At 48.9% G+C, this 11784-nt stretch carries 15 protein-coding genes, 1 tRNA gene and 1 pseudogene; 10 read left to right on the forward strand and 7 right to left on the reverse strand.

Annotated elements, in window-relative coordinates; all coding sequences use genetic code 11:
• Positions 1-579 (forward strand): annotated as a pseudogene (locus AT710_07220) (transposase).
• 47 nt (positions 580-626) lie between these two features.
• Here the strand turns inward: AT710_07220 and AT710_07225 are convergent.
• The 3 genes from AT710_07225 to AT710_07235 all read right to left on the reverse strand — a co-directional run bounded on the left by AT710_07225 (position 627) and on the right by AT710_07235 (position 2887).
• Positions 627-740, reverse strand: a tRNA-Gln gene (locus tag AT710_07225).
• 54 nt (positions 741-794) lie between these two features.
• Positions 795-1736, reverse strand: a complete 942-nt coding sequence (locus tag AT710_07230) for a modification methylase (protein ID KUO91179.1) — start codon at positions 1734-1736, stop codon at positions 795-797.
• Complete coding sequence (locus AT710_07235; protein ID KUO91180.1) at positions 1733-2887, reverse strand: hypothetical protein; 1155 nt, start codon at positions 2885-2887, stop codon at positions 1733-1735. The genes AT710_07230 and AT710_07235 overlap by 4 nt, the downstream gene beginning before the upstream one ends.
• Before the next feature lie 39 nt (positions 2888-2926).
• Between AT710_07235 and AT710_07240 the strand changes: the two genes are divergently transcribed.
• From AT710_07240 to AT710_07270, 7 genes are all read left to right on the forward strand, one after another.
• The gene (locus tag AT710_07240; GenBank protein ID KUO91181.1) at positions 2927-3235 is read left to right on the forward strand and encodes a 50S ribosomal protein L37; all 309 of its coding nucleotides are present in this window, start codon (positions 2927-2929) and stop codon (positions 3233-3235) included.
• Positions 3211-3747 carry a hypothetical protein gene (locus tag AT710_07245; protein ID KUO91182.1) on the forward strand — a complete coding sequence of 179 codons (537 nt, stop codon included), beginning with the start codon at positions 3211-3213 and terminating at the stop codon, positions 3745-3747. The genes AT710_07240 and AT710_07245 overlap by 25 nt, the downstream gene beginning before the upstream one ends.
• Positions 3744-3995, forward strand: coding sequence for a hypothetical protein (locus tag AT710_07250; GenBank protein ID KUO91183.1), 252 nt, complete (start codon positions 3744-3746; stop codon positions 3993-3995). The genes AT710_07245 and AT710_07250 overlap by 4 nt, the downstream gene beginning before the upstream one ends.
• A gap of 57 nt (positions 3996-4052) precedes the next feature.
• Positions 4053-4430, forward strand: a complete 378-nt coding sequence (locus AT710_07255) for a prefoldin subunit beta (GenBank protein ID KUO91184.1) — start codon at positions 4053-4055, stop codon at positions 4428-4430.
• A complete protein-coding gene (locus AT710_07260) occupies positions 4399-4749 on the forward strand; it encodes a hypothetical protein (protein ID KUO91185.1) in 351 nt (116 codons plus the stop codon). Before AT710_07255 ends, AT710_07260 begins: the two co-directional genes overlap by 32 nt.
• Complete coding sequence (locus AT710_07265) at positions 4733-5665, forward strand: hypothetical protein (protein ID KUO91186.1); 933 nt, start codon at positions 4733-4735, stop codon at positions 5663-5665. Before AT710_07260 ends, AT710_07265 begins: the two co-directional genes overlap by 17 nt.
• A 72-nt stretch (positions 5666-5737) precedes the next feature.
• Positions 5738-6196: a hypothetical protein gene (locus AT710_07270; GenBank protein ID KUO91187.1), complete on the forward strand. Its 459-nt coding sequence runs from the start codon at positions 5738-5740 to the stop codon at positions 6194-6196.
• Between the two features lie 143 nt (positions 6197-6339).
• Here AT710_07270 and AT710_07275 read toward each other — a convergent pair whose 3' ends face one another.
• A complete protein-coding gene (locus AT710_07275) occupies positions 6340-6555 on the reverse strand; it encodes a hypothetical protein (protein KUO91188.1) in 216 nt (71 codons plus the stop codon).
• 182 nt (positions 6556-6737) lie between these two features.
• Between AT710_07275 and AT710_07280 the strand changes: the two genes are divergently transcribed.
• Entirely contained in the window at positions 6738-7583 is an 846-nt protein-coding gene (locus tag AT710_07280) for a hypothetical protein (protein KUO91189.1), read from the forward strand.
• Positions 7584-7912: 329 nt separating this feature from the next.
• Here the strand turns inward: AT710_07280 and AT710_07285 are convergent, their stop codons facing one another.
• Together AT710_07285 and AT710_07290 are read right to left on the reverse strand one after the other, a co-directional pair.
• Positions 7913-8371 carry a peroxiredoxin gene (locus AT710_07285; GenBank protein KUO91190.1) on the reverse strand — a complete coding sequence of 153 codons (459 nt, stop codon included), beginning with the start codon at positions 8369-8371 and terminating at the stop codon, positions 7913-7915.
• A gap of 74 nt (positions 8372-8445) precedes the next feature.
• On the reverse strand, positions 8446-9744 hold the full coding sequence (locus AT710_07290; protein ID KUO91191.1) for a cytosine permease: 1299 nt from the start codon (positions 9742-9744) through the stop codon (positions 8446-8448).
• Positions 9745-9985: 241 nt separating this feature from the next.
• Between AT710_07290 and AT710_07295 the strand changes: the two genes are divergently transcribed.
• Positions 9986-10510, forward strand: coding sequence for a hypothetical protein (locus AT710_07295; GenBank protein KUO91192.1), 525 nt, complete (start codon positions 9986-9988; stop codon positions 10508-10510).
• A 427-nt stretch (positions 10511-10937) separates the two neighbouring features.
• On the opposite strand, the gene AT710_07300 is transcribed toward AT710_07295, so the two are convergent.
• The gene (locus AT710_07300; protein KUO91193.1) at positions 10938-11429 is read right to left on the reverse strand and encodes a hypothetical protein; all 492 of its coding nucleotides are present in this window, start codon (positions 11427-11429) and stop codon (positions 10938-10940) included.
• Between the last annotated feature and the right edge of the window lie 355 nt (positions 11430-11784).

Below are 11784 nucleotides of genomic sequence, written 5' to 3' on the forward strand. Positions count from 1 at the left end.
ACTTGAGGCCCTACAGGAAAGCCCTAAACAAGGTGAGGAGGCTCCATAAGGCCCTATCTAGGAAGAAATTTCTGTCCCATAATTGGTTCAAGGCTAAGATGGAGCTGGCGAGGGCTTATGAGCATTTAGCGGATCTGAGGAGGGATCTATACATGAAGTTGGGGAAATACTTCGCCGAGCACTACGACGTCGTGGTGATGGAGGATATTAACGCTAAGCAGCTCATTGGTGGGGCGAGTAGGGGGCTTAGGAGGAGCCTCCAGGACGCTGCCTTCGGCATGATGCGTACAGTAATAAGGTACCAGTTGGAGAAGTATGGAAAGGGGTTCATCCTTGCTGATCCTAGGAATTCCTCGAAGACGTGCGCCAAGTGTGGATATGTAAAGATGGACTTAACGTTGAGTGATGGGGTTTTCGAGTGCCCAGTCTGGTTGGAGGGCTGATAGGGATTATAATTCCGCTCTAAATCACTTGAAGCATGCAGGGTGGGAGTCGCCCGTGGTGCCCGTGGAGCTCCGCCCACTACCCGTGGTTCACAACTACGGGCAAGGCGGGGCAAGGAAGCGGGAAGCCCCTTAAGGATGGGGTAGCTCACAATGCGATTATTCATTTCAATGATGAATTGACGGGCCCGGTGGGATTTGAACCCACGGCCTACGGGTGTCTCCCGTTTCGTGGTTAAGAGCCTCGGCCTCCCGATTAACCAGGACCGCCGCTCCACCATGCTGAGCTACGGGCCCTTAATGAGTGCCTGNAGCCATGCCTTTTTAAGGTTTTCGAGTAATTAATAATAATTACTCCAGAGCCTTCAAAACGATTGATGCAATTGCTCTCGCGAGGGGCACCGGCACCGCTTCACCGACTTGGTTGAATTGTTCATCCTTGCTGCCATGGAATACATGGGAATCGGGGAAACCCATTAACCTGGCTTGCTCCCTCACGGTGAGTATCCTGTCCTCAATTGGGTGAATAAATCTCACGCTTCCCATCACTGTTGGCGCTAATTTATTCATGCTTAGCCTAACGNAGTTGGAGTGGAGGTGCTTTGCGCCCCTGAACTTATAGAGGGATGCGCCCCAGGGCACCTTCGGTATCCTCTTCATCTTGCTGCTGCTCACTGTCACTGATTCATGATTGGGGAAACCAGTGTCGGGGGCCGGTAGACCAGCTAGTGCCTCGCCCACTGTCACTATTTTTCTGGACTTCGGGGGATTTATTTCGATATTTGAAATGAAGACCCTCCTCCTAACGCTGGGGGTCCCATAATCCTCTGCATGAAGAATGTTGAAGAACACTCGATACCCTGCTCTCTCGAATTCACGCATTAATGCGGTTCGTAGCCCATCCTCCATTATTGCGGCCACGTTCTCCATAACGAATACGCGGGGCCGTAATTCACTCACCATCCTAATGAAGTGCAGCGTTAATTGCCCTAATTCATCCATGTAAAGCCTATCCAGCGGATCCTTCATCCTATTTGGGTTAGCGGTGGTGAATGCTTCGCAGGGCGGCCCCCCAATCACTACATCCACGTCGCCCACATACCTCCCCACATCTATTCCGCTTAGTTCCCTAATGTCCCTCGGCAGCGTAATGGCGTTTGGGAAGTTGGAGCTGAATGTTCTGGCCGCGCTCCAGTTATTCTCTATTCCAAGGAGAACATTAAATCCAGCCTCCCTGAACCCCTCGCTGAACCCACCGCCTCCGGCGAATAAGTCAACCACGCTCGGCGTCACTCCTCGGTCACGCTGAAGTTGCCCTCATAAAGTACATCGATTAGCTCCTCAAAGAAGTTGCCCCTTGGCCTAAGCACCGTTACTTCGTTTCCATCCATGAATGCGAAGGCCACGTTGCGTAGACCGTAATTCCCCGCTAATCGCTTCCTATAGAATTCGCCGGCCTCAGGCCTATACGGCATGTCCAGAACCACTAGCTTGGGGGTTCCAACGTAGGTATTGATTAGTTTATTAAATACCGTTAACCAGGGACACAGGAACATTATGCCGCGCCTGCTCTCCGAGAAGAGCATGTAAACGGCGCCGCACCTAATTGATTTATTGAATGTATACTCGCCATGGAGACCTATGCGTCTCCGCAATTCGCGTCCCCTCGAGTCCTTTATCTTCATTATCTCTCTCCTCAACTCCATTGGATCCAGCAATGGATTAAGCACTGCCTCATCATTTGCGCCAAGCCTAGCTATATCGCCCACGAATTCCGCATCCAATCCCTTTAATGGGTCGACGCCATACATTGCCGTCATGAATGCCCTATTCGGGTGAATCCCCCACGCAGCAAGCTCTATGAGGGCCATGTCAAGGGGACTATCCATGTACTTAGCTAATGCATCGCCGGCCCTTATTGGCCTTGGCGCTGGGATGCTCATGAGGAATTGGATTAAATAATCAGGTATGAAGAGCAAATCGCGGGATGCATGCATGAGCACTCCAGCCCTCATTAAGTCAGTGAGGCTGCAGTCCCGCCTCGCCATCAATAATTGTATTCTTAGATTAACCTCGCTGGCCTGGGTCTTCATGTAGTGCCACAATAAGCCAAGCACGTCGCTCGGCACATTGAGCTCAGCTAACCTATGCTTAACTAGGCTCTCCAGCGCCGGGAAACTGGCCTCTAGGCTCCTTAATTTATCGCCCTTCTCCTCCTCGTCCAGGTAAGGAATACCCCTATACTTATCCAGCAATTGTTGATAGTCGTTGCCGTACCTCAGCGAGTAATCAGCGATTAACGCCTCCTCATCCGCTGCCTTAAGTGCCTGGTAATAGGCCTCGGCATCCTCTGCATCGCTATAATTCATTGAGATAATTTGGAGACAAGCCTTAATAATGCTTTCCTCCCCGGCATCAATGAATTTAACCGCCCCCGTTCCCATTCCGTAAAAATTTAATAACTAAGCTGAGCCGTGTTTTTTATGCCGTTCAGCCACACTAAGGACGTTGGCCCAGCAGGCAGATTTAGAGCCAGGTATGGAGTGGGGATCAGGAGGAGAGTAGTTCAGGTAGAGGTAAAGCAGAAGGGCAGGCATAGGTGCCCCAGATGTAAGTCCATCACTAAAATGAAGAGGATAGCCCTAGGCATTTGGCAGTGCCCCAAGTGCGGCTTCACGTTTGCGGGCGGCGCTTGGGTTCCTCAAACAATAATGGGCAAGACGATAACTCCAGAGGAACTTAAGAGCGTTGAGAACTTGAAGGCGCAATGGAAGGTAAAGAACAAGAAATAGCAACAATGATTCTATTAACCACGTCCCGAGACCCATCCCAGAGAACCCGACAATTCATCAATGAATTAATCAAGTGCATTCCAGGCTCCACAAAGCTCAATAGGGGCAAGACCCCTCTACGCATATTGATTCATGAGTCCCCAACATTGATTCAAGTAGTGGAGCGTAATGGTAATCCAGGAGAGATAAGGCTATACCGAAACGGTAGGCTAGAGCTCCTCATGATAATCCAAGGCATTAAGTTACTGAAAGATATGCACGCCATCAATAGGAGGCGAGCAACGACGCTCTCTGCCGTTGGGAGGGGGTGGGTCGCGGAAGCCATCAGTCAAGCCCTTGGGATACAGCTCTATCCAGCGAGTGATCCAGGGGAGCTGCGGGGATCAAGCGATGCCATAGCGCTTATTGCTGAGGCGGGGGGTTCTTGGCGGCTTGAGTTCCTCGATGGCGTAGATCTAGGTCCCTGTGGCCCATCCATAATAATGAGCAGCGTCAAGCTGGTGATAAAGTGAAGGCGATATTCAGGGTATGCGGTGGAGACGTGAACCTAATTGCACGCGTCTTCACTGCGCTTGAGAAGGAGCTTAAGTTTAGGCGGGGCTCGGCTAGGGTTAGCGGCGTCGGTGATGGGTGCCTCGAAATAATCATAACAGCAAATGACTTAACTAGCCTGCGGAGCCTAATTAATGGCGTGGCGAAGAGCATATACTTAATAGAATTATCCGCGCAAGCATGCGCAGCCGGCGATTCTGGGACTTAATTCATCGCTGCTCCCCTTGATGGGCAAATTTTTAAACTTAGGAGACACGGCTTTACTATGTCGTCATTGCCCCCATCAGTACGGGCGGATCTAGAGAAGCTGCAGGAGTTAGATACTCAACTGCAGTCGCTGCTCTTAAAGAAGCAGCAATACGAGGCTGAGTTGAAGGATATAGATAGGGCAATTAGCGAGATAGAGAAGCTGGCTCCGGATGCGAAGCTTTACAAGGCGGTTGGGACATTCCTAATACTAGTTAATAAGGATCAAGCAATGCAGGATCTAAAGGATAGGAAGGAATTGCTCGATCTACACATAAAAACATTGGCAAAGCAGGAGCAAATGCTTAGGAAACAGATGAGCGATATAGAGGCTAGGGTTAATAGTTTAATGCAGGGTGGTTCCGTTGGGGCAGGAGCGGCCCCCGGAGGAGGCTGATCTGGAGCGAATAATGGAGATAGCAAGCAGATTAACCACTGAGTACGTCATTAATAAGGTTCCCCGGGATTTCCTTGCAGGCATTAATGTAAAGATAGAGATGATTGATCCCGAGAAGCTTGTTTTATCCGTTAATGTGGACATAGATCTATTGGAGGGCAATGCCGAGGTCGTCGCCGATGATGCTTCCCAGTACTGCATAGGTATCTTGGATACATTAATTAACATGCATCTCGCCGGTCAACTCAATGGAAGAAGCAATGATGAGATCATTGCAATTATTCAGGGAAAAGCAAAGAATAGTGATAGCGGTTCATAGAAATCCCGACCTCGATGCAGTGGCGTCCTCCGCTTTGCTTAATTCATTTCTATCCTCAATCGGGAAAGAGACATGCCTCGCGGCTCAAGGCAAGCCGACAATGGAGGCGGCAACGCTGCTGAATGCCCTTGGAGTTTCCGTGAATTATGGTTCCTGCAACGCATCTGGATCCGTGCTTGTGGTTCTTGATTCCGCCTCTAATGTTCAATTGGGGAATGCCGTGGAGGAGAAACCGATTGCCGTGGTCGTGATCGATCATCACTCGGTGAGGAACATTAAGGGGGACATAGAGTTAATAGATGAAGCCTCGCCCAGCACTTTGGAGCTCGTGTATGAGTTAGTTAAGGCTGCCGGGTTTAAACCCGATTCAAGGATTGCCCAGCTCTGCTTGGCTGCATTAATAGATGAGACGGGCAGATTCTCTAGGGCTGGGGCTAGGACCCTCGAGGTGGCTGCTGAATTAATAAGGCTAGGCGCCTCATATAGTGATGCAGTATCCATAGTGAGGAGAGAGAAAGATGGCTCGACCAGAATGGCCATGCTTAAGGGCGTGCTTCGAATGAGGGCCTATAGGCATGGAGACACGGTGTATTGCGTCACTGCCGTAGATGCATTTGAGTCCTTGGTTGCGAATAAATTAATTGAATTGGGATGCAGCGCCGCATTTGTTGTATCAGATCACGAGGAAGAGATTAGAGTGATAGGGCGTGGAAGGGGCGTGGATGTGGCTTCAATTCTTCAAGCACTGGGGAGAAACGAGGCAGGGGAAGGCGGGGGCCACCGTGAGGCCGCGGCTCTCGTGATAAGGGATTCCACGGTGAATCACGTGATGGAGCAGCTAATTAAGTTCATTAAGTCGAGGGGGGCGTCGCCCATGGTTGAGAATCAGCAATTAAGGGGCCGCCGGCAAAAATAAATGATGAATCTGTTCCCCGATGTTTTTGGGAACCGATAATTTTTATTTATGAATTTAATGAATTGATTCGGCATGAGGAGGACGAGAGTTATTGAATATTATGATAATTTGTCGCGGTCATATCTTGATTTGTATGGTAGTGACGCTGCGAGGAAATATGTCGCGGCCCTTGACTTCTTGAAGAGGGGGGCCCGGGTACTGGATTTAGGGTGCGGCGCTGGGGTTGGGGCTGGCTATCTCGAGGGTGGCTTTCTATATGTTGGGCTTGACATATCTATGGGCATGCTGCGACTGGCTAAGTTGTGGGGAGTTGACTTGGTGTGCGGCGATGGCGGTATGTTACCGTTCCGCGACTCCGCTTTCGATGTAGTGATGCTTATCAATATAGTGGATTCAGATGCTGATGCTGATGTATTGTTTGAGGCGCGGCGGGTTGGGGGCTTATTATTGGGCGAGTCGCCTAGGGATAAGGATAATGAGTTCCTGAGGAGAATGGGAATAACGGTATTGGATAGACAAATGATTTTTTAACTTGGATAAATGATTTTTACTCCAGATCCGCCTCTTCTCAGCCCTAGAAGGCTATTGGCTAGCTTATCGGGTTCGAGTTAAGGCCATTGACTTTCTGTCCCAAAGGCTTGCCCGTCTCTTTATCGAGGAGCGAAGTAAATTGCTTAGATTATTTGCCGGCGTTGCGACGTTATGCTGAGCGATGGGTCTCCATATATTAAGTCCAGCGGCTCTGCTGGTGGTCTCCTATTCATTCTCTTGGCATCCTCCAAGGCTTCGCCGCTGAGCAGGTACTTTATTAGCCATGCTTTTTCCCTGATTGCTTCGTTTATTTTTTTATTGTTTGGGGGTATTTTCCCTATATATGTCATATTGGTCATCTCTTTATTACCTCTTTCGGGAAAAATAGGGAAAATAGGCGTTTAAAAGCCGATTGGTTAGATGGTTAGACCCTTAACATAGAGCTACCACAAGTTAAGTACTACTATGTTAGAATATATAGATCCAGTAAAATAAGGGCTAGACACCATTAAGATTAAAAACACGGTGCAGCACTGGTCACGTGCTGCTTAGATCAATGCTGTACATACCGGCCAATAAACCCAAGTATATACAGAGCGCCTTATCACTGCAAAACAAGCCGGACGCAGTGATTCTGGACTTGGAGGATGGAGTCCCCCACGACCAAAAGGATTCCGCCAGGCAATTAATACCGGAGGAAGCAAAGGCATTGCGAAGCGCTTACCCAACATTCATACGCATAAACTCGTATGGATCGCGGTGGTTCGATGATGACTTAAAGGTGGTTACCCACTGCGATGGCGTGCTGCTTCCCAAGGCCACCCCAGAGGGAGTTGCCGCCATAATAAGCAGATTAACTGCAATGGCCACTCCCATCCCAATAATACCCCTAATAGAAAGTGCAGTGGGCGTGGTCACGGCCCATGAAATGGCATCGATGAAACATGTCACGGCCATCGGATTCGGAGCAGGGGACCTAGCGATAGACCTGGGACTCACGTGGAGCAAGGATGGGTTGGAATACAGCTATGCACGGATGAAGATGCCCGTGGATGCCGCGGCTGCGGGAATAGTGGCCATAGATGGTGTGTACATGGATTTAGATGACTTAGAGGGATTCGAGAGGGATTCAAGCATAAGCAGGAGACTTGGATTCAAGGGTCGCCAAGTGGTTCACCCCAATCAAGTGCCAATAGCTAATAAGGTGTATGCCCCAACCGAATCCGAGGTTAATTGGGCAAGGAAAGTGGTTCAAGAATACGAGAAAGCAGCATTAACTGGCATAGGGGCAATACGAGTGGATAATGAATTGGTCGATTACATGCATTACAGGATGGCCAAGAGAATACTGGATACATATAATGAAATAATAAAAAGAAACCAGTGAGCTACCTCGCCCTTAAGGGGCTTCCCGCTTCCTTGCCCAGCCTGCATCGTCACGGGTAGTGGGCGGAGCTCCACGGGCGACTCCCGCATGCCTTGTCCATCGTAGGGCGTTGCACGCCTCTCACTCAACCTCAATTGGGCCTTTAACGCCCTCAACGCTCGTCGGTGTATGCTCTAAACCTAAACCCCACGATGGGCATCAGAAAAATAGGAACATCAAATATTTGTATTTCCCTCATCCCCGCCATAAATGGCGAGGCTTCCCCCATGCGTATAAAGGAATTACAATCTTTTTGCGGCGAGGAGAACATCTTCACTCAAGTTGATGGATTAAATATACATGGTTACGCCGCCATATACCTCTTCCAGGAATGCATTTGCGTCCTTTATATCATCAACTATATCAAGCAGATCCTCCTTCTTTACTCCATATGTTGCCGCAGCAAGGGGGCAGGCATATATATGGAATTTATCGCCAAAGGTGGATTTTAGGTCCGCCAATGCCTCAGGCCAGTTCTGCAGCTTGCCCTGCTGAAGCATATCCTTGGCATTATTGAAGAATATTCCGAGGTTCTTCTCGTACTCCTTTATCACTATTGAGTAATCCATTGCCTTCTCGCTCCACACCTTATTCGCAGTGTCCTTCCTGAATGCCACTAAGCCCTCATTAACCAAGTGAATCGTAACCCTCCACCCCATGGATAGGGCCGCGGCTGCATACACTACGACACAGCACACCCTATTGGCGGCGCCCGATGCGAATACTATGCCTAATTTTTTCTCCTCCATGAGGGAAGAGGTGATCGCCCCGGTTTCATATATGGTTCATTTAATGCAGAAAATACCGTTGAATGCAGAAAATGCTATATAGTTGAGAGAACCAGGGCCGCGGCGAAGCTTATGAAGTAACTGATGTCGGCTCCACCCATTATCGAGGAGAGCGGGCCAATGAATGGCACTAAGCCCCCCGTTGCCGCGTCTAGATTCATGAATGGCACTGATATGAGTAGGCCAATAATGTATGCAAGGAGTGGGCGAGTCCTGGCCTTTATGGGGGTCTCCACGTCCCGCCACGTCACGCTCCTCCTCAAGTAGTAGCTACCTATGATTACCCCGATCCAGGGAGTTATCCAGTAATCCAGTAGGAATAGGAATCCCTCGAAGTAGTTCTCGAAATTTAATCCACCAATCAAAGCGAGCGCTATGCCTGCAGCCACAGCCAGTATTGTTGCCCATTGCCTCTTTATTCGTGGATAAAGCACCACGGCGGATAACGAGTTAGTGTATAGGTTCAGCACGTTAGCCGCCAATGCGCCCAGGAAGAGCATTATTATCGCTAAAACCGCGTATGGGGATCCATACTCGCCCATTAGTTGCGCGAGAACCACTGGGGAACCGGAGGCGTTATTCATGGCGATACTGGCGAATAATCCAACTGCCTCGCTCAATGCGCTAGCTATTGCGCCTCCAAGCATTGCACTCACTATTATGCTTAACTTGCTTGTTTTCTCCGGCAAGTACCTACTATAGTCGCTGGCGTATGGTCCCCAAGACATTATGTAGCTGAAGGTAGTCGCTAATCCAATTGCTATGGCCGTTGGATTAATGCTTCCCCCAGTCACGTGAGCGCCGTGAATCGCAGTTATTGACATGATGATTGCCGCAGTGAAGAGGAGACCCAACGCTATTGATAGCCACTTCTCCATTTTATGTATGGCATCATATCCATAAAGCGCTATAATGAATTGGATTGCGACGGATAACACTATTGATAATTGAAGCGGCATTCTGGGCACTGCGAATGATAGAAGGTAACCACCGATTATCGCGTTTATGGAGAACCAGCCAATTGTGGAGACCCAATTAGCGGCAGCGAAGAAAACATTGCCTAACCCTCCAAACACTCCCCTAGATATCATCATCTGAGGATACCCGAATTCGGGGCCCATGGCTGCCAATAGGCCCACCAACAATGCGCCAAATATGTTTCCAATGATTATTATGATGATTAATTCATTAAGCGGTAGGCCAAGCGTGAATAGTATTGCACCAAGACTGTAATCGGCTACTGTCAAGTTGCTGGCTAACCATAACGTGAATTGATTGAGCGACCTTCCATGTCTGCTACTTGGAGGTATGTGCTCTATTCCGAGCTTCTCCATGTGAAGCGCTACTGGAGCTACGCGATTAATCCAGTCACAGCGGCAGAAATGCGATTACACCCAATGTGGGAATCGAGTAACCACATGATGAGGCAATACAAAAAACGCAGTGAATTATACACTTCACGGCTTGACGGCTCCCCGCCCCTAGAAGGGGCAAGGCTTCTTAGGGTTTTGTGAGGATGTTAGTCCCATTAAGTTAAATCGATGCATTAATTAAGCGGCTTCTCGAACCTCCTTAGTGAGCGAACCATTAATAAGGAACCTAAGGTGGAGCGACTTAGATGACGTAGTTAACACCTATTTATCGATTTATGATGAGGTGAATGAGGACCCAAGCCTCGGCCTAATCCTATACCTAAGCAGGCCCACAATCGAGGATGAGATTAAGTGGTTCTCTAATAGGTTCATTGAAATTCAATCAGGGAAAGTGGTAATGAAGGTTGCTGAAGTCGATTCCAGGGTGGTGGGTTGGTGCGATATAGTGCCCGCTAGGGCTAACTCCGAGATGAGTCATGTCGGTATACTGGGAATACTGGTTAAGAAGGAGCATAGAAATAGGGGAATTGGTCAGATGCTTCTGGCTTCAGCATTAAGGGATGGAAAAAGTAGGTTCAGCAAGGTTCAGTTAGGCGTCTTCTCCGGTAATGCAGCGGCGATTCATATATATGAGAAGGCCGGGTTCAAGGTAATTGGATACTCGCCGCGGCAAATTAAGAGAGGTAATAATTACTTTGATGAGGTAATAATGGAGTATTATTATTAGTGGGAAAAGAAGGGGCATGTTTCTCCCTCCTCCCGGCGCCTTTACTCGGGGGAGGGTGATTTTAATCGCCCTTGGGTTACCCCCTCACTGGGCGACTACTAAATACGCCCTCTATATATTGCGCGATGCATCTCTTAATAAACGTTTCGCTATAATTAAATGATATTACCTATAATTGCAAAAATATCCCACGGTCACACATAAGAGAGGAGTTACGGTAGCCGCAACATTAAGTTATCACACTCGCTGTCAGGCAATAAGGAATCCACTTCAAGGTATAATGATGGCTAGTAGATCCTCACGTCGGTTAATCTAGAGGCCCTCTTGATGAATACGGAGGCTAAGGCCAGTTTAGCCCTCTTTATCGCATCATCACGCTTAATCACGAGCCCAGGCCTAAATCCATACACGTGAATCACCTCAGCTCCTAGGTATGCAGCCAAGTAAACTGCTCTATCTCCATCCGTGAAGCCGGGCGGCAGTATAGAGCAGCCCTGTGGCCAGACTGGATGGTGGGTATGATCCTTTCCATGAGGGGAGCATACTTCGTGAAGGCGACGCCATTATCTCCATGAGCATGTCCAAGCACTAGTCCACTGTACCCAATTAATTCGTCGGGCTCATAATCGAAATCCGTCACGACAACTTGGGGATCCAAGCCCATTTTCTTAAGGATCGAGAGTGACCGACCCTCAACTGCCACGAGTAGTCCCCTCACTATTGGTTTAGACATTATGGCCGGCATGACTATCGTCGTCTCGCTCCAATCCAGTTCCCGTAACTCATTGATTGAGGCATTACAGTATCTCGGCGCTATCTTGGCTGCCGCTTCATCCCCCTGAAAATCAAGGCCAGGTATCCTGGTGTACATTGCCCTCGTTAATTCATACTCCAAAGGATCCAGAACTAATCCACTCACTTATTGCGATCTTAATGCACTTCATAAAACCTTTACTACGCCATTGCGAGGGCTTACCAAAATGGGGGTTAAGGGGGCGAAAAGCCTCGCCCCATCAGGGCCGGGGATGAGTAGTCCCTTATAGAAAAGTTTTTTTAAGCCTAAACACCTCTCTTCCTTGGTGTCCTCTCCCGGTCAATTCCTTGAATGAGGAGCGGGGGCCGATTCCCCCCGCAATACCGGGAGAGGACATCAAAGAAATTAAATGCACTAATAAGAGGACTAACGTGGTTCGCCTCCTACCAAATGGGTTTCAGGAAAGGAAGCTGAGGAGGCTAGCCGACACCTCCGCCAAACTCTTCAATGAGGTTAACTA

This window comes from Thermocladium sp. ECH_B (assembly GCA_001516585.1).
In the GTDB taxonomy this organism is placed as follows: domain Archaea; phylum Thermoproteota; class Thermoprotei; order Thermoproteales; family Thermocladiaceae; genus Thermocladium.